We start from the raw sequence: 18,291 nt of genomic DNA, 5'->3' as shown, positions 1-18,291 counted from the left end.
AGCTTCCCTTCCATTTCTTTCCCCAGACGGTCGATGTTTCCGGGTCAGCCACGAGAGGGCGGAAACGCGTACCGGCGCCCAGTGCTGACAAGGATGAGGGCAATGACGAGTAGAGCCAGAGTCGCCCAGCCCAGGGATGGTGAACCCAGCGAGCCGAGGAGTGTGCCTCCAAGGATGCCGCCCGCGGCGATGCCGATGTTCCAGCCCGTGACCATAACGCCTTGGGCAGCGTCAACAGCGTCGCCGGCGACGCTCATCATGGCCGTCTGTAGCAGGCTCGCAGCGCCACCGAACGCCAGACCCCACGCGGCAGCGCTGGCGTAGACGGCGATAGGGGATGTGGCGAGGAATCCCAGGGCGAGCATCGCAATGGCGAACAAGCCGCTGCTGATGATCATGAGGGTCCGCAGGTGCCGGTCGATCAAAGCACCGGTGACCGCCAGGCTGACCAGTGATGCGACACCGAAAACCATCAGGACCGCGCTGACAGCACCGCTCATGCCCACCGGTGCCAGGAAGGGCGCGATGTACGTGTAGAGCAGGTTATGCGCAGTGACGTAGAGAACCGCGGTGAGAAGCACAGAGACCATGCCGGGAAGGGCGAACACGCGGCGGACCGGGGTCCGTTCACTTTTCTCCTGACCGGGCAAGGCGGGCAGGACCACCAGCACCCAGCCGATGAGCGCCGCTGCGAACACGGCCATCGCGACAAAAGTGAACCGCCACCCGATCAGGCCCGCCAGCAACGTGCCGGCCGGTGTACCAATTGCCAGTGCGATCGGGGTGCCCGCAAGTGCAATCGTCAAGCCGCGGCCCCGCTGGTCTGCGCTCACGAGACGACCCGCGATCCCGGCGATGATGCCCCACAGAACACCCGCGAAGATTCCGGCGACGAAACGGGCACCCAGGGTGAGCGCGAAGCTCGGCGATACGGCCACTACCAGGCTCGTCACGACGTATCCCGTGAGCGCAGCGACGAGAAGACGGCGCCGGGACCACCCCATTGTGGCGCTGATGATCGGGATCGCCCCCACGATGGAACCGATGGCATACACCGACACGAACTGGCCGGCAGCGGACTCGCTCACCCCTAGCCCCTGGCTCATCTCGGGCAGGATGCCGGCAGGCATCGTCTCCAGCATGATGGTCAGGAAGCCGCTCGCGGTTAGCGCGAGCAGGCTCCAAAGTGGGAGGAGCCGGGGGCTGCGCGTCTCTTCAGGGGCGTGTTGTACTAGTGTCATAAACCTTACGGTAAATGGTTGACACTAGTGTGAAGGTCAAGCCGGATGCCGACTGACTCCGTCCGAAGGTGGCCACGACATGCGAATCGGCGAGCTCGCGAAACTCTCAAACACCCCCACCAGATCACTGCGGTACTACGAGGAGCAAGGACTGATCGTCCCACGGCGCCTCGAGAACGGATACCGGGAATACGACCCGTACCTGATCGACCGCGCGATCCAGATCCGCGGACTCATCGACAGCGGGGTCCCGACCAAGATCATCGCCCTGATCCTCCCGTGCCTGGACAAACCGCGCGGCATCGTTCCCGACGACATCCAACCCGAACTGCTCACCATCCTCCGCGACGAACGCGACAAGATGACCCAACGCATCGACTTCCTCACCCGCAACCGGGACTCGATCGCCACCTACATCGAAGCCGCAGACGCGGCGCTGGCGCGCCGTACTGCCGCCACCGTTGCCTAAGCACCACACTCGTTCTCTGCGCCCTTACTCCGGAAGAATTCGAGCCAAACCGCTCGTTCGTTCGGGGAACGCGGCAACGCCCGTCGATTGCTAAATAGGCATCCTGTTACCGTCAAAATCAAACCTGTTACGACGATGGTTGGAAACCGCCCTTCCTGAAACACGCGGTGATTCGGATTCCCGCTGAAGTCGTGAGGCGGGGCCAGCGCCAACTATTTACCGGCGGGTGTGCTGCGTTTGCGGAAGGTGCCGGCGATGGAGAGTTTGCTTGAGTATTGGATGGACCCGTAGCGGAAGAGGTGGACGGCGAGGCGGAGGATGAGGAATCCGATGGTGAAGAGTTCGGCGATGACGATGGTTGCCTCTACTGGGGAGAGGGTGCCGAAGCCGTTGCGGAGCAGGGCTGTGTTGACGCTGCAGCCTACCTCGACATCAAAGTTTGCATCCAACTTCACGGCAGCCAGGGTGATCGTGGAGTCGGTCGCATCGTAGCCGAGGCTGACGTCACGCTGGGTGTAGCTGGTGGCTCGTCCCGTAAAGGTCTCCGCAATCACCCGGACAGTGATGGACCCCTTGCCGGACACTGCTCGCCCATTGATCGTCCAGGCAGCGACGGGTGAGTAGTATCGCAGCGTCTCCATACGCAGAGAAACGCTTTCGTCACGCGACACGAGCGTGTAGGCGTAGTCACGGTCTTCGAAGCAGCATTCGGGCACGATGCTGCACAGCCGGTTCTCGGCGGGGTCAGGTCGGAAAACTCGAGACACTGTCCGACGTGCTGTGACGCTGATGGCTCCCCGAATTCGTGCCTTGTAGTCCCGGTCGATGGGGATCACGGTGGCTGCGTGGCGATTCGACCAGTACGCCGAGGCGCGTGCGCCATTGACCAAGGCAGTTTGATAGTCGCCGGGGGACTGGGCCGCGTCGCCGATCTCTCCGCCCTCGGGGCTACCGACGTACCAGGCGTCGGCCTCGGGGTCAGTGAACATCTCAACGAGTTCGTGGCTCAGGGTGCGGATCGTGTTCTCAGGATCGTCTGTGGGCGGGTCAGCGAAGTACCGGATCCACGCAACCCAGTAGTAGTCGCGATCTAGGAAGTCCTGGTCGAAATCAGAGGTGTGCTGTCCGTTATCGCCGATTGTCTCCTTGAACCCCTCGGGCATCAGCACCACGAACGCGATCCGTCCATCGTCGGGGTCGGGAAAGACGTCGTCGTCGATCAGATGGTCGATGAGGTCGCGTACGACGTGCGGCTCCTCTTTGTTGGTGAAACTGGACGGCGGGTAGGGCTTGGTACAGATGAGGGCCGGATCTCGCCACGTGGGGCGGTCGATGCCGTACTGGGTGAGCTCACTGAAATACTCGGAGTTGATCAGACGCTGGGTTCGGTCGTTAATCATCGCCCGTCGGGCTGCGCCGGCAGCGCTCTTCCACCACCCGCCCCAATAGATGAGCTGGATGGGCAACCCGGTCCCGATGGGCCCTCCATGGAAACTGACGGAGGCGCCGGGAAGTTTGTGATCGGCGAAGACCAACACGGGACAGTCCGGGTGGCTCCAATAGCTTTCGACTGTCCGCTCATCCCTCCTGATGATCGTTGCCAGGGCTTCTTGGACTGCAGCAGATACGGCGATATGGATGCGCGGACTCATGGTGTGATCCTGACTAGGCTCATGCAGGGTGGGGCTACGAGGTCTGACCCAAGGACTCCGCTGGTGGCTTTTTTCGATGGGGATGTTTTCGGGTCTCCAAGGACGGCTGAGTCTCCCAGACTCCGATCTGTTGGCGTGTCGTTCTGCTTGTCGTGGGTTGAGTTGAGTAATTGCCGCTGAGCTCGCTATAGGCGCTCGTGATGGTATCAGTGAGTCATTGGTCCATGGCAGTGTCAAGCACTCTGCCAGAGTTGGGGGGCCAGCCCCGACCTCATGAGGACTTCGACCGCAACGCCCGTCCCGAACTTGCATGGGATCGGGCATCCCGAGCCGCACACAAGCGGTCATGACCTTGCTTGCGTCTTATGGAGGCCGTCCGTTTAGGGACGAAAGGGACTGCCTCGCGCCACCCGTGATTTGCCCGCTTACGGTCAGCACCAGCATTTCACTGTCGAGGAGTTCCGGCTTGGGCACCCTGCCCCGGCCCAGATCGAGCAGATGAAGCGGTCCATGATCGGCCGATCTTCCACGCCATCGCGCACATCATCGAAGCCCTCGAGGTGGCCACAAAGATGTGTACCTTGCAACTACTAACAGGGTGATACTCCACATTGCCCATGGATTTCGCCAACTAGGTCAGTCAGCCGACCTGGGCAGTAGTCCACCAAAAAACCGCAGAATCACGGTGGTCCGCATCTGGCGCTTTTCGCCAGGTGACCTTGGGTCTCACAGTCGTTCGTCCTCGTCTGGTGAGTCGAATGACCCGGAACGGCCCCGCACGCATACGCATGCGGGGCCGTTTTTGCGGGACGCGACCCCAACATTGCCGCTTCATGGGCAAAGCTCATCCTGCAAGCGCTCACCGCTCAGGTCAGTGGCGCGCCGGTCCTATTCCGCCGTCCGTTACTGACGGTCATTCCCGTCCGGTTCGAGGAGGGCCTAATTGGCGGCGTCGCGGAGCCTCGATAGCCGGGCGGCGCTGGTGGAGTGTGATGGGTTTACCCTAGTTGCATGGAGAACCTGAGGGGCCCATTGTATCTGGACGTCGCGGCGAAGGGCCTGTCCCTGGCGGGCGTTGTGATGATGGTTTTTGGGCATGGCGGTTGGTTCACCGTCGGTCTTTCCCTCGTGTTCATCGGCGTGCTGATTGGGGCGTGTGCCGTGGTGGCCGTCCGTCGGGTGCGGTCGCCTGCCGGTCCCGCCCGCCCCGCACTTTTCGGCTCGTGGGGCCGAAGGGGCGGCTCCTCAGACGGGAATACGGGCTCCTGAACCGCGGGGGGACCGGCTGCTTGCGGGTTCGCCGAGCAGTATTGTGGCAAGCGAAGGGGCGCTGAATGGCGAAGGTACCGATTGTTTACAAGAGCACGCACCGGGTCAAGTTTTCCGAGCTCGACCCCTACAACCACGTGAGCACGGGGGAATACGCGACCTATTACGCAGATCACCGGATGGAGGGCCTGCGGGACTATGTCGGTTGGGATCTGGAAACGCTGGGCACATTGCCGTTCATGGTCTGGGTCCGGAGGATGGAGATCGACTTTCTGCGGCCTGCTCGGGGCGATCAGGAGGTCACCATCACGTCGTTCGTGCGAGAGTTCCGGGGGCCCGATGCGCTTATCGAGTGCGCCATGGTCGATTCCGGCGGAACGAACGTGTCGCGCTGCGTCATGACTGTTGCCCACATCGACAAGGAAACGAGTCGCGCGACGGACTGGCCGGCCGACGTTATGGCGCTGTTCTTCGAAAAAGAAGCCCCATGAGGCGCTTCGGGTCATGAACTCAGCCGGCTGGCGGGCAAATCGAGGCCGAGGTCGCAGCAATGCCCCTGATCACCGTGACCGCCTTGCGCTGGGTCATCGTCAGTCCCGTCCCTCAAGGAGGTCCGGCCGCTCCCTCCCTGACCTTTTGCAATGAGGCAACGTGTCCGGCCACACGGACCTTTTCCATGAGTCAACGCGGGCCCCTTGTCCTGTGTGGGGGCCGCGGCTAGTCTGACCCCGACCGTCGGCATAGCCGCGGGCGCTTCACCGCCAATCAGGAGGATGCCTTGAAGTTTGATCCGAACACCACCGCCGTTGTACTCATCGAATACCAGAACGACTTCACGTCCGAGGGCGGCGGGCTGCATGACGCTGTCCGACCGGTCATGGAAAAAACAGACATGCTCGCCAATACGGCTCGCGTTGTAGAGGCAGCCCGCGCGGCCGGCGTCACGGTAATGCACGCGCCCATCACGTTTGCCGAGGGCTACAACGAGCTCGGCAGGCATCCGTACGGGATCCTCAAGGGGGTCGTGGACAGTGGCGTGTTCGTGAAGGGCACCTGGGGTGCGGCCATCATCGACGAACTGGCGCCGGTCGATGGCGACATCGTCATTGAAGGCAAGAGGGGTCTGGACACCTTCGCCAGCACAAACCTTGATTTCATCCTTCGGAGCAAAGGCATCACCACCATCGTCCTGGGAGGGTTTCTGACCAACTGTTGCGTCGAATCAACCATGCGCAGTGGCTACGAGAACGGGTACGAGGTGGTGACGCTGAGCGACTGTGTCGCCGCAACATCGGTTGAGGAACACGAGAACGCGATCGCGTACGACTACCCGATGTTCTCCACCCCGATGACTGCCGAGGAATTCTCCAGCCGGCTGTCCTAGCCTTGCGGAAGAACGCTTGCCTAGAACTCTGTAGTGCCACGCAGCCGGCGGGGGCGGCCGTCCGGGTCCACGACGAGGCGGCTCATCGGAACCGCCCAGAGACGTTGGAGGGACGACACGGGCTCTGGGGTGTGGTGGCGCACGTGGCCGGTGGGGCGGGGCGAGCGGTGCCCGGTCTCGTGCCATTGGTCGAGAGCGTCTGCGGTGGTGTTCCAAAACTTGAGCCCGGCCGCCGGGTCCAGGAGCCGGGGATCGTCCTGGTCCAGACCCAGGTGTTCCGCCCAGAGTTGCAGCCGGAGCCCGTGGGCCAACGGCCGGGAAGCGTCGTGGCCCGAGTCTGTGCCGGGAGTTTCCCTGTTGTCAGCAGCGGCGTCGAGTACGGCGCAGGTGAGCTCGCTGTCGTTGGACCACGATCGGCGGTTGAAATTGTCTGAACCGCAGGTCATCCAGGTGTCATCGATGATGCAGATCTTGGCGTGGACGTAGATCGGAGTTCCGGCGCTGTTCTCCAGGTCGAACACGCCGACCCTGTCCGGCGCGACCCGGCGCAGCATCCGGATGGCACGCAGTTGCCCGATCCGGATAGCCGGCCCCGCGATAGGACCGTCGGAGTCGGGGTAGCGGGGCACGACGGCGATCACTTTCAATTCGGGGTTCCGTTCCAGGGCCTCCGCAATTCCGGTTGCGACCTCTGTCGACCACAGGTACTGGTCCTCGATGTAGATCAGCGAGCGGGCGCGGGCGAAGGCCTTCGCATAGCCGCGGGCAATGCTGCGTTCCCCCTCGGGTGCGAAAGGGAACGGAGGACGCCTCAACCCGTAGGTGCGCAGCAGTTGCACGGCATGAGGGCCAGCCGGTGGTGGCGGCGGCGCAGTCTCCGGGAGCGGTTCGGGGTGCCGGGGCATTCGGGCCAGGCGTTGCAGCAACATCCGATAGGGGGTGCGCCGGTCCAGGGGATGGGGGTCGTTCCACCGTTCAGCAAACACTGCCAGGACATCTGCCACCACGGGCCCACGCAGTTCGAGGCTCGCATCGTGCCACGGGGGACGTTTCCCGTACCGGGAATCCATGTCCACCGCTTGCGGGTCTCCGGCATGGTCGGCATCGTCTCGACGGCTGTGGGAAAGGTCGATCCCGCCAACGAACGCGACATCCCGCGACGGGTCGTCGCGATGGCGGATGACGAAGAGTTTTTGGTGATGGGAGCCGAAGAGGCGTACACGCTGATCCAGCAGCACTTCGCCGCCGGCGTCGTTGACCTGACGACTTAGCAGCTCGTTGGATCGGCCGCTGATGGGGGACGCTACGCGTTCGCCGTGGGATCTCCAGACAAGGCCCCGCACCTCCACTCCCGCGCGGGCCAACCCCGAGAGCACGTCGCCGATCGACGGTCCGTCCGCCAGCAGCCGCTCGTCGGCGTCGCCACGCCAGTCGGTGAACCACACGCGGTCTCCGGCCTTCAGAGCCGTCAACTCCTCATGCAGCCGGGCGAAGTAGGTCGCTCCATGAATCAGGGGCCGCACCAGATTGCCCTCCGACCACGACGGCGATCCGGCACCGCCCGCGTGCACGTCCGTGGCCAGGTTCCCCCGCTCAGCGCGACTCAGAAACCACGTACCAGCATTACTGTCCACTCAGTCCTTCTTCCGGGCCTGACGCCAGGCCACTAGTGTCCGGTCTCCAAAGTAGCCTACGACTGTGCTGACCAATGTCAGACAAACCCGAGGTGATAGGGCAGCTGATGACGGCAGCGCCGACAGCCAGGGTTCTGGAAGAGGTGGCCCGCGAGGGCCAGGGCGCGGCTGACCGCTGAGAATCCGGTGGTCCCCGCCGGGTGAGCGAGCAGCAACTTCAGGCGGACGTGTAGGGGCGCATGAGCCCAGAGGGGTCATGCGGCGGCGGGCCGTGTACCGCCCTTGTTAGCCCTTGCGGGTCGTGTCCAGCACGGTGACGTCCAGGGGCATGCGATTGGCGCGACGGAGGCGTCCGGCCAGGGCGTTGCGCGCCCCGCGGGTCACCATGGTTGTCTTGGTCAGATCACGGAACTCGGCCGCGTCCGACGTGACAAGGTCCAGGAGCGGACGCGCGGCGGCGTCAGGGGTCTGACCCCACAGTCCGACTACGACCTGCAGGCCGCCCAGTCGATGCTCGTACCCGGGCTGGGACGTGACGTGCCCCAGCATGTCGGTGATCACCAGGCCCGGATTCATGCCGTGCACCCGCACGCCGGTGCCCTTGGTCTCCAGCCGCAACGTCTCCGTGAACTGGCGGACCCAGCGCTTGCTCGACGCATACGCGTTCTGCAGCGCCACCGGCCCCTGATCGCCGTGACCGTAAACGTTGACGAGGTCGCCGTGGCCTTGGCCGAGGAACACCGGCAACGCAGTCCTCGACCCGTGGAAGGTGCCGAGGATGTTCGTGCGCACCACTCGCGTGAAGTCGTCCACCGGGATTGACGCCGTCGGTCCGAAGACACCGGAGGCTCCGGCGTTGTTGACCCAGATGTCGAGCGTCCCGCGGCTTAGGGCCTCGTCGCGCAGGGCCTCGACGTCGGCCAGCTCACCGGTATCGCAGCGATGCCCGGCCGCCGCGACCCCTTCCGCATGCAGCCGCTCGACGGCGGCCGCAACGTCGCCGTCCGACCTGGCCGCCAGCACCACCGTCGCGCCCTGATGCCCCAGCAGCCGGGCCATGGCGAACCCCAGCCCGCGTGTCGAGCCAGTCACCACCGCCACGCGTCCGCGGAGGACGTCTCGTTGCGAACCCATGCCTCTCTCATACGCGCAGCGGCCGAGGAGAGCAAGAGCGCCGGCGTGGAGACCATCATCCGTCTTCTAGCCGGGGAATTGTGTTAACTACAGGTTGCGGGGACGTGATCCTCCGGACACGGTGACGGGCGCACCCCTGTGTCTGAGTTGCGCCCGTCGCGTGCATCCAGGTCAATCCTTTTTGAAGGCGTCCTTGACCTTCTCGCCGGCCTGCTTCAAATCGCTTTTGGTCTGGTCAGCCTGGCCTTCAGCCTGCAGGCTTTTGTCGCCCGTGGCCTTCCCGGCCGCTTCCTTACCCTTACCGCCAGCCTTCTCGGCAGCGTTCTCGATCTTGTCGCCTAGTCCCATGGTGTTTCCTCCTCTGGTTGGCAGCCGTTCGCTACGGCCATAACTCCATCCTAAGCATGCTTAGGATCGGGATTTCAAGTGTGGTGCGCCTGCTTTTATCTCGCACACTGGCACTAGAAATGACTGCGTTCCGTCCAGCGCTGAGTTGGAGCTCAGGCGCCACGTTCCAGGCCTATGTTTCGTCCGGCCGCGAGTAGGAGGAGCCGGAGGGCGTCCGTTCCAATAGTTCGAAGTCGATCATGTAGCGGCGCAGCATCACGACGTCATCGGTATAACTGAGGAGCCGTTCATTTACCTGCCTTTCCGTTAGGAGTTCGCCCGGCTCGATGGCTTCGCTGACAATCCAGGCCAGGAGCTCCCGCCGTTCCGCCATGTTGGCTGGATACCTCTCGATCCTGCCCAGGCGCATGAACCGAGCCAATCCGGTCTGCGCCTGGCGCCGGGGCTGCTGCGTGAGCAGGTCGCGGAAGATCGCCTCATACGCCTCCAGTTCCTTGGCAGCATTCCGTTCGACGAGCCCTGACTCAAGCAGCGCGGCGATGGCCCGGTTTCGCCGTTGGTCATTCAGATCAGCAACCACGTCAGGGAGCTTGGCGCCGAGCACTATTTGCGCGTACGCGGTCCGCGCGTCGTTGCTGGCGAGGGCTGCCATCACTCGCCGCCAGTGCGGGCCACTCAGCCTGATTCCTCCGGTCACAACGTTTTCCTCACTCTGCATCTGCCCCCGCCTGTGCTGGTCAACAGGCAAAATCGTAGTCCTGCGGCGATGCGACGGACAGGGGGCTGGCTGGCCCCGGTTGGCCGGACTGGGCCTTGGCGCCACCGGCCCTGGCTGGGACCAGGCCGGTGGTTGGCTCCGCTATTGAGTGAGCCGGACGTAGGGCACTGTTACCGGCGAGCCCTTGGTCCAATCCATAACTGTTGATTGCGCGGCGCTACCACTGATGATGTCGATGGCGTTGGAATCAGAGACATCAGTATCGTGAGCCGCCAGACCGCCGTCCCACGTCCCGGCGCCGCCGCCGAAGCGGTACGGCTTGACGAACCAGGGGCAGCCGTCCCCGCCGTCCCAGCAGGTTTTGCTATACACCGGCCGTACATTGCCGATACCTTCGCCGTCCTCGGCGTCGCTGTACATGGACACTTGGTAGCCCGCCTTTGCAGGGTCGACGGCGCCGAAGGTCGACGCCGGAACCGTGACCACAATCTGGCTGGTCGCGGGAATGACCTGCAACCGGGCGTCCCCGGCCCTGGCCAGGTCTGGACCGTAGACGCCTCCGCCGAACCGACTCGACTGGTACCGTCCGTCCGCCACGATGGCCCGCATCCACGGACCGGCGGCATTGGTGTTGGTTCCAGGCAGCAGTGGAGTCGGTGCCGTCGAAGTCTGCGCCGGGTCGTGAACGTAGACGTTAACGCGCTGGGTGCTCATCCCGTTGCCACCCCAGGGATTGTTGATGGCCCCGGCGACGTCGGTCACGAGGTTCAGATTGTCGCCGTCACGGTAGACGCCGAAGCCGGTGAGATCGAACGAGCCGGGGTTGAAAGCACCGTCGGTGGGGTAGACATAGCTGCCCGGGCCGTTGTCGTCCCCGGACGGATCGCTGATCCCGCCGAGACGGTCGCCAAAGGCCTGTACGTTGCGTACCACCTGTCGAGTTCCGCCATCCGCCGCCACTGCGGCCACGACGATCTGGTTGTTGAGCGACGGCAGGGTGACTACGACGTCGAACGCGCCGCCGTTGAGGGGGACCTGCCGTTTGGCACCGTCCACGGACACGTAGAGGCTTGCTGCGTTGGTGGTGCCACTGACGTGGACCTCGCGGCTTTCCGAGGTGGATGCGTTGGTTGGACTGGTCACATTGAGGTCCGGTACCGTCAGAGTCTTCCCTGTTGCGTAGCGGTCCGCGACGACGGCGGGGGTTTCAACCGGTTTCCCGGCACCGATGCCTTGGGCCAGACGCACGTATTGCGCGGTTGCCCAGGCCAGCGGTGCGGCGGACCCGGTTCCCTTGCCGAAAACGTGGCCGTAACTGGTGGGGTCGGTCTGGTCCCACACCTGTTCGGGAATCATGTGCCCGTCGTTGGCGGCGTTGGCCATAGTCTGCAGATAAGGCAGCGCGTTCCCACCGTTGGCCAGGACGTATTCCCCGCGTTCTCCGGAGAGCAGCGGCCACGGACGGCCAATCCCCGTCCCGTCCCAGGGGGACCCGTCGGCCTTCTCGCCGTAGCCGTCGTAGGTGTAGCGCTTCCACATGTCCCCGGCGGGTGTGGTGACCTTTATGGACTGGTCGACGGCCAGCAGGGAGTGGGCCACATAGGGATCGTTGGGCGCCTTGACCCCGAGGCGGGTCAGTTCGAGGAACCCTGCGTCGACGACGCTGTTTTCTTTGTGCACGCCGGAACCGTTGGCGGAGTCACGGCTGGAGCCGTCGTCGGGGTTTCCGCTGCTGTTGATCCGCTCGTAGTACTTGCCGTCGGAAAGGCTTCCTGTGGTGGTGTAGAGCCACCGTTCAATGTTGCGCTGCCAGTCATCGGCGGTGGATTGGTAGACGGCGGCGCCGGCGGTGTCGCCCGTCCTTCTGGCGATATCCGCAGCTCCCGTGAGGGCCGCGATTTGGTCGGGGATGGTGGAGACGGAGTAGCCACCGGTCTCCTCCCACCGTTCCTGTTGTGTCTTCGGCCCGTTGGCCACCAAGTAGTCGGCGGCCTTGGTGATGTGCTGCTGGTAAAAGGCCTTGTCGAACTGTCCAGTCTGCCAGGCGAGCACGATCGGGAACGCGGTTTCGTCGAGTTGGACGTTGGTCTGCTGCTGTGTGCCGTCGACATTCGAGGTTTGGGGAAAGTGGCCGTCGGGCAGTTGCTGGCGGGTGAAGAGCCAGCTGACGGCGTCCTTCGCGGCCTGCGTGTCTCCTGCCGCCAACAAAGAGCTGACCTGCTGGTATTCATCCCGTGCCCAGACGAAGTGGTAACCCTTTCCGCCATCGGTCGAACCGTTCGCGTCGACCGCTGTGCCCCAGGGGATTGTCAGTGATGCGATGAACGCACCTGGGTAGGTCTTGTCCTCATGCGCTTTGACGGTCATCACCGACGCCCTGTACTGGGTTGCGAGCTGGTCGCTCAGCCCTGCCGGGACCGGCTTGAGACCGTTGAGGTAATTCTGCCAGCCGTGTTGGTACTCGTTTTTCGTGGCGGCGAAATCCGCACGGAGACTGTCGTGCGCCGTGCTCAGAGCATCGCCGGTGTTTGCGGCAAACCCAAGCGCGAGGGTGAACTTTGTCTTCTGGTCCTTGAGGGGGATTTGACCGACCTGCGCGATGTTGCCCGCTCCCGCGTTCGGGTAGGAGGAGGTGAGCTTGTGGTGCGCAATCAGGTCGGCTTTGCCATCGCTGGCGCTTCCCACGTAGCCGGTTGACGTGTTGGCGAATCCCGGGGATGCAACGAGTGCGCTGGAGACGGGCCTGGAAGTGTTGTGTGTATCGCTCGCTACTAGGGACGAGCCGGAGGATTGCCCGGAATCATTGCCTGAGTCGCCTGCCAGGGACGGGTCGTAGAGCGTGTAAAGCTGGTAGGGACCGCCCTTGAGGGACTCGAACGTGGCGTCGACGAGCACGCTGGAACGGGCGGGGTCGGTGACATAGGTCTTGGTTAGCTTCCACCGGTCGGCCTTGTCCGCTGTGGTCTGTGTGTAGGTCAGCGACGTCGGATCGCTCATCTGCACTGTTCTGGTGGTTGTGGAGTCAGTTTCGAGTTGGGTGAAGCTGCTTCCGTCCGTCACGGCGAACTGCAATTCGCGCACGTTGGGGGTGTCCCCGCTGGGGTAATACACCTCGCTCATTGTGCCGCCGGTCAGCGTGAACCAAACCTTGGACGCTGTAGTGGCTGACGTGCCGACCCCGTCTTTGTCACCCGAGGTCCAAGTTGCGGCACCGCCGGGGGAGCCCGGTGTGTCGGTAGCGGCCCGGGGTCCAGCGATGGCCGGGACCGCGGGGGCGAGCATGGCAGCCGCGGCGACCGCCGCGATCACCAGTGTGGGTGTGGAGTTTTGCAGGCGGCGTCTGCTGCCGGCTAACAAGACCATGGTTACTCCTGTGTAATGAGCCGTTGTCTGCTTGATTCGGGTGTCGCTTCTGTTGTTCCGTGAGCGGCATTGTTATTGGCGGGCGTGCTCAGGACCCAGGTGGCATCAGCGGCGCCGGGTTTCCGAATTTTTGGGTCACGTCGTGGTTGCGCGATGCCCAGCGGGCGGCGTTGGCAATGACGCGCTGGATTTCCTTGTTGTGGTACGTCGGGTACGTCTCATGGCCGGGGCGGAAGTAGAAGATCCTTCCTGCGCCGCGCTGATAAACGGCTCCGCTGCGGAAGACTTCACCGCCGGTGAACCAGCTGATGAACACCAGGGTCTCGGGTGTCGGTATGTCGAAGAACTCGCCGTACATCTCTTCCTGGTCCAGGATGAGGTTCTCCTCCACGCCTTCGGTGATCGGGTGGCCCGGGGCGACGTTCCAGAGCACCTCACTGTCGGTGCTTTCCCTCCATTTGAGGTTGCAGCTGGTGCCCATGAGGCGACGAAAAATCTTCGATCCGTGGCCCGAATGCAGCACGATGAGTCCCATGCCGTCCAAGACCCGCTGCTGGACGCGGTCGACGACGGCGTCGCCGACTTCGTCGTGGGCAAGGTGGCCCCACCAGATCAAAACGTCAGTAGAGCCCAGTACATCTGGGCTTAGGCCGTGTTCCGGCTCATCCATGGTGGCGGTGGATGCCTCGATTCCATGCTCACCCAAGGCTGAGGCGATGGTGGTGTGGATGCCGTCCGGGTAGATCGCCGCTACTGCGGGATCGGTTTTCTCATGGCGGTATTCATTCCATACAGTCACGCGTGGCATCAGTTTCCACCTTTCATGGCCAAGGAGCCGCTCATTCTCAGAAGTGCCGGGACGTCTTGCGGCGTATTAGTTTTGGACGATTCGATGGCGCCCAAGGTGAGCGCGAGTGTGGCTAGGTTGGCTTGTCCGCTCGTCAGCGGCGCTCGCCGTTCGTGGATTGCCGAGCGGAACTCGGCAAAGGATCCGACACGGTCGTAGGTGTCATCTCGTGGAAGGTTGATGACTTGAGCGACACCGCTAAGAGGACGGATCGTCACGGAATCAGCGGCCGTGTGCTGATCCGCCCGTCCGGTCCATTCGATGGATCCTCGGGCGCATTCGATCAGCCACTCTCCGGCCCACAGCGTCTCTTCCTGGGTGCTGACCCAGCTTCCCTGGTAGTTGACGACTGCTCCTCCGTCGAAGAGCACAGTCGCGATGGCGGCTGCCGGGTCCATGAACTTGCTCCAGGCCGGATTCCACGCGCGGCAATTCACTTCCAGCGGTTCCTGGCCGAGAACGTACCGCATGAGGTCGAAGTGATGGATGGACATGTCCAGGAGTAGCGGGTCGGGGAGGAGGTAGTGACGGTTTGTTCCGGCCGCAGCTTCGTTGGCATACTTCCGGAACTTCACGGTCACTGCCCCAACTTCCCCGAGGGCCTTCCCGGCGATGATCCGGGAGACAGTTTGGGCCGCCGGATAGAAGCGATAGTTCTGGCTGACCATCAGCACGCGCCCTGCGTCCCCGGCGGCCTTCACCATCTGCCGGGCGTCGCTAAGAGTGGCAGCGATGGGCTTCTCGACCAGGACGTGCTTTCCCGCGTTCAATGCCTCGATGGCGACTGCCGCGTGGCCGGGCAACGCCGTCGTTACTAGGACGGCATCGGCATCGGTGGCCGCTATGGCTTCGGCGAGCGAGGCGAAGCAGAGGGAAGGGTGGACTCCGAGGTCGGCGCGCAGCAACTCGAGCATGTCGGGCACCACATCCACGTACCCGACTGTGGTCAGGAGATCCGGGCGCTTCTTTAGCTCGGCCGCCCAGGAGCGGCCCCATCCTCCGAGTCCCGTGTGGAGGATGCGCAGGGGAGATGGCGGTTGGCTCACGGTCTACTTCACCGCGCCCGCCGTGATGCCAGAGATGAGGTGCTTCTGGCCCGCGACGTAGACTGCGATGACTGGCAGGACGGCCATGGTGGAGGCTGCGAACACCAGGCCCCACGCCGTTCCGTGTTCGCCCTGGAAGGCGGCAATGCCGAGCGGCAGCGTGCGCTTGCTGGCGTCGCTGATGACGGTCAGGGCCCACACGTATTCGTCCCACGACCCCAGAAAGGAAAAGACTGCGGCAGTTGCCAGCGCCGGGCGGGCGAGGGGCACGTAGAGAACCAGGAACTTCCGCATGATGCCCGCGCCGTCGACCGTCATCGCTTCGTCCAACTCGCGGGGCACGCGTTCAAAGAATGCCCGCAGGAGGAACGTAGTGAAGGCGATCTGGCCCGCCGTGTAGAAAAACACAAGCCCGTCCAGGGAATCCAACATGCCCAGGCTCTTGGCCAGCACGAACTGGGGAACGATCACCACAATCCCCGGGATCATCAGGCCGGCGAGCAGCACGGCGAAAACGAAGTTCTTACCGGGAAAGTCGAAGCGGGCGAACGCAAAGGCGGTCAGCGAAGAGATTACGACCACGGCCACCGTGGTTAGCACCGACACGTAGGTGGAGTTGAAGAAGTAGCCGGCGAAATCGTTCCCGTTCCAGGCTTCCTCGTAGTTTGACGTGGTCACGCCTTGCGGCAGGAAATGTGGCGGATTGGGAAGCGTGGCCGTGTTTGGTTCCAAGGACGTGGAAACCATAATCAGGAACGGCGCAATCATCATCAACGCGCCGCCCACGACGGCGGCCAGTCGGAGGATTGCCCAGACATTCAGTCGCCTCGCCGGCGCGTCCCTCGGCTGAAGCTGGCTCGCGTCGGCCCGGCGGGTCATGAGCTCAGTGCGGGTCATTTCACCATCTCCTTTTTCTCACCGAGGAATTTGAACTGGAGGTACGAGACGACAAAGATGAAGATCGCCAGGATGAAGGACATCGCCGAGCCGTAGCCGAAGTCCAGGAACGAGAACGCCTGCTTGTACATATAGGTCAGCGGTACTTCCGTGCTTCCCGCTGGGCCGCCGTTTGTCATCAGGAGGACCGATGGGAAAACGTTGAATGCCCCGATCACTTGCAGGACAGTGACGAACAGCAATGTGCCCCGGATGCCCGGCAGGGTCACGTTGACGAACTTGTGCCAGGCGTTGGCTCCGTCCAGCGACGCCGCCTCGTACAGCTCCTCCCCGACGCCCCCGAGCGCGGCGAGGAAAACCACCAGGCACCAGCCGAGGTTCTTCCAGACGCCCAGCACTGACACAGCGATCAGCGCCGTCCAACGCTGCTCAAGCCAGGGAACCCCCTGCTGCGTGACATGGAGGAAGTCCGTGAGGAACCAGTTGATCGCCCCGTCGTCGGTGGTGAACAGGAACTTGAAGAGGAGCGAGACCACCACCCAGCTGGTCACGACGGGAATGTAGAACAAGACGCGGAACGTTGTGCGTCCGGGTATTTTCGCATGCAGCAGGATTGCGAAGAACAAGCCGATCGCCACCGTGGCGGGCACCGTCATGAGCAGGTAGACCCCGGCGTTGGCGAGACTGGTCCAGAATTGGGCATCGCCGAGTGCCCGCAAATAGTTGTCCGCGCCGATGAAAGTACTGGCCTGCGTGGGCAGGACGCTCCATTTATAGAAACTGATCTGCAGGGACCTGATCAGCGGGTAGCCGGTGGTCATTGCGAAGAGGATAAGGCCCGGGGCGGCGAAGGCCCACGGCACCCACCAATGCGAGGGGCGGCGGCTCGCACCGCCCCGTCCCGGCTTGCAGGGCCGGGACGGGGCGGGCGCCGCAACCGCCGGCGTTGCGGATACGGAATCTATGGCCACGTGTTAGCCCTGAGCCAGCAGCGGGTCGATCTGGGCGGCCGCCGCGTCCATGGCCTGCTGCACGGTCTGCTTGCCCTGGAACGCCAGCTGGGCCTGCTTGGTGAAGATGTCGTCGATCTTCGCCCACTGCGGCGTCGCCGGGCGCGGCTTGGCGGTCTTCAATTGCTCAAGGTACGCGGCGTAGTAGGGCTCGACGGCGGACATCTCCGAAGCCATGTCGGCCTCGGCCGAAAGCTGGCCCGCGTGCCCCATGGCCTTTTGTGCGTCCGGGGAGAGCATGTAGCGGATGAATTCGGCGGCCAGTTCCTTGTTCTTGGACTGCTGGGTCATCACGATGTCCTCGCCTCCGACCACGCTGACGCTGCCACCCTCACCGGAGTACATCGGTGAGGTCTGGGCCTGGAACTTCGGGTACGAGGTGGCCAGGTTGGGGAAGGTCCAAGGACCATCGACGATGCTCGCGTAGGTTCCCTTCGCCAGTCCGTCGGCTGTCGGAGTACCACCGCTGCCGCCGAGGACGTTACCCGGGATGGTCTTTTGGCCATACATGTCAACCAGCATTTGCAGGGCCGCCACGGACTTGGGGCCGTTGAGGTAGCCGGAGGCTTTCGTCACGCCGGGGTCAGTCATGTCGCCGCCGTTGGACCAGATGTACGGAAGCATCTGCCAGGCTGCGGAGCCGCCTTCGGCCAGGATGAACTTGCCGCCGCCAGCCTTGCCCGCATTAGCCTTGAGCTCCTCGAGCGTCTTCGGGACAGAGGAGATTCCCGCCGACTTCAGCGCATCCTGGTTGTACAGGACAACCTTTGTGTTGGTGTCCAAGGGCAACCCCCAGTACTTGTCCTTGTACTTGTTGGTCGCCAGGGGCCCGGGGTACATCTTCTTTGCCCAGTCCTGGAAGTCCGGCATCGCCTCGTCGAGCGGCGTCAGGACGCCGATCTTGGCCAGCTCCGGAACGGTCACGATGTCGACGCGGATCACGTCCGGCAGGCTGCCGGCCGCGGAGGCCGTCACGAGCTTCTGGTGCATATCGGCGTCGGGGACCTGAACGGGCTTGATCTTGACGCCCGGGTGGAGCTTCTCAAAGTTGGGGATGATTGTCTTTTCCAAGGCCTTGATCTCGCTGCCCGCGGCGCTGTAGGCGTGCCAGAACGTAATCTCTCCCGACACCGCCGCACCGGTGGAAAGTTTCTGGACCGGGGCGGACTGCGCCCCGCCGCCGCCGGTATCGCAGGCGGCCAGGCCGGTGATCGCGGCAAGGGCGACGACCGGCAGCGCAAAGGTTCGTTTCATGGTGTTTACCTTTCATGGTTCGGGC

16 protein-coding genes are annotated in these 18,291 nt (G+C 63.5%); 4 read left to right on the top strand and 12 right to left on the bottom strand.

The features are described 5' to 3' along the window. Positions 1-44: 44 nt before the first annotated feature. Positions 45-1,241 carry an MFS transporter gene (locus BLS42_RS06640; RefSeq protein WP_090578361.1) on the bottom strand — a complete coding sequence of 399 codons (1,197 nt, stop codon included), beginning with the start codon at positions 1,239-1,241 and terminating at the stop codon, positions 45-47. Between the two features lie 79 nt (positions 1,242-1,320). Here BLS42_RS06640 and BLS42_RS06635 point away from each other — a divergent pair, with 79 nt between their 5' ends. After that, positions 1,321-1,710, top strand: coding sequence for a MerR family transcriptional regulator (locus tag BLS42_RS06635; protein ID WP_090578359.1), 390 nt, complete (start codon positions 1,321-1,323; stop codon positions 1,708-1,710). A gap of 212 nt (positions 1,711-1,922) precedes the next feature. Here BLS42_RS06635 and BLS42_RS20530 read toward each other — a convergent pair whose 3' ends face one another. Further along, positions 1,923-3,362 carry a hypothetical protein gene (locus BLS42_RS20530; protein ID WP_256336311.1) on the bottom strand — a complete coding sequence of 480 codons (1,440 nt, stop codon included), beginning with the start codon at positions 3,360-3,362 and terminating at the stop codon, positions 1,923-1,925. 1,011 nt (positions 3,363-4,373) lie between these two features. On the opposite strand from BLS42_RS20530, the gene BLS42_RS06625 reads away from it, so the two are divergent. The 3 genes from BLS42_RS06625 (at position 4,374) to BLS42_RS06615 (ending at position 6,015) form a co-directional block, all read left to right on the top strand. Next, complete coding sequence (locus BLS42_RS06625; protein ID WP_090578357.1) at positions 4,374-4,631, top strand: hypothetical protein; 258 nt, start codon at positions 4,374-4,376, stop codon at positions 4,629-4,631. 65 nt (positions 4,632-4,696) lie between these two features. Beyond that, on the top strand, positions 4,697-5,122 hold the full coding sequence (locus tag BLS42_RS06620; protein ID WP_090578355.1) for an acyl-CoA thioesterase: 426 nt from the start codon (positions 4,697-4,699) through the stop codon (positions 5,120-5,122). Positions 5,123-5,409: 287 nt separating this feature from the next. Beyond that, positions 5,410-6,015 carry a cysteine hydrolase family protein gene (locus tag BLS42_RS06615; protein ID WP_090578353.1) on the top strand — a complete coding sequence of 202 codons (606 nt, stop codon included), beginning with the start codon at positions 5,410-5,412 and terminating at the stop codon, positions 6,013-6,015. A gap of 20 nt (positions 6,016-6,035) precedes the next feature. Here BLS42_RS06615 and BLS42_RS06610 read toward each other — a convergent pair whose 3' ends face one another. From BLS42_RS06610 to BLS42_RS06565, 10 genes are all read right to left on the bottom strand, one after another. After that, positions 6,036-7,649 (bottom strand): phospholipase D family protein, encoded by a 1,614-nt coding sequence (locus BLS42_RS06610; RefSeq protein WP_090578350.1) that lies wholly within the window; start codon positions 7,647-7,649, stop codon positions 6,036-6,038. Between the two features lie 285 nt (positions 7,650-7,934). Then, a complete protein-coding gene (locus BLS42_RS06605; RefSeq protein WP_090578346.1) occupies positions 7,935-8,783 on the bottom strand; it encodes an SDR family oxidoreductase in 849 nt (282 codons plus the stop codon). A 171-nt stretch (positions 8,784-8,954) separates the two neighbouring features. Next, the gene (locus BLS42_RS06600) at positions 8,955-9,131 is read right to left on the bottom strand and encodes a CsbD family protein (protein ID WP_090578343.1); all 177 of its coding nucleotides are present in this window, start codon (positions 9,129-9,131) and stop codon (positions 8,955-8,957) included. Between the two features lie 172 nt (positions 9,132-9,303). After that, a complete protein-coding gene (locus BLS42_RS06595; protein ID WP_090578759.1) occupies positions 9,304-9,828 on the bottom strand; it encodes a DUF2087 domain-containing protein in 525 nt (174 codons plus the stop codon). Between the two features lie 162 nt (positions 9,829-9,990). Then, on the bottom strand, positions 9,991-13,212 hold the full coding sequence (locus BLS42_RS06590; protein WP_090578340.1) for a glucan 1,4-alpha-glucosidase: 3,222 nt from the start codon (positions 13,210-13,212) through the stop codon (positions 9,991-9,993). Between the two features lie 88 nt (positions 13,213-13,300). Then, positions 13,301-14,020, bottom strand: coding sequence for a ThuA domain-containing protein (locus tag BLS42_RS06585; RefSeq protein ID WP_090578337.1), 720 nt, complete (start codon positions 14,018-14,020; stop codon positions 13,301-13,303). Further along, a complete protein-coding gene (locus tag BLS42_RS06580; protein WP_090578334.1) occupies positions 14,020-15,105 on the bottom strand; it encodes a Gfo/Idh/MocA family protein in 1,086 nt (361 codons plus the stop codon). The genes BLS42_RS06585 and BLS42_RS06580 overlap by 1 nt, the downstream gene beginning before the upstream one ends. Positions 15,106-15,108: 3 nt before the next feature. Further along, entirely contained in the window at positions 15,109-16,002 is an 894-nt protein-coding gene (locus BLS42_RS06575; RefSeq protein ID WP_090578331.1) for a carbohydrate ABC transporter permease, read from the bottom strand. Then, complete coding sequence (locus BLS42_RS06570) at positions 15,999-16,823, bottom strand: carbohydrate ABC transporter permease (protein WP_143019156.1); 825 nt, start codon at positions 16,821-16,823, stop codon at positions 15,999-16,001. Before BLS42_RS06570 ends, BLS42_RS06575 begins: the two co-directional genes overlap by 4 nt. 153 nt (positions 16,824-16,976) lie before the next feature. Then, positions 16,977-18,266: an extracellular solute-binding protein gene (locus tag BLS42_RS06565; protein ID WP_090578327.1), complete on the bottom strand. Its 1,290-nt coding sequence runs from the start codon at positions 18,264-18,266 to the stop codon at positions 16,977-16,979. Positions 18,267-18,291 lie beyond the last annotated feature (25 nt).

The organism is Arthrobacter sp. ov407 (assembly GCF_900102895.1).
Classification (GTDB): Bacteria; Actinomycetota; Actinomycetes; order Actinomycetales; family Micrococcaceae; genus Arthrobacter.
The sequence above is the reverse complement of the archived record's forward strand: the minus strand, read 5'-3'. Positions and strand labels throughout refer to the sequence as shown.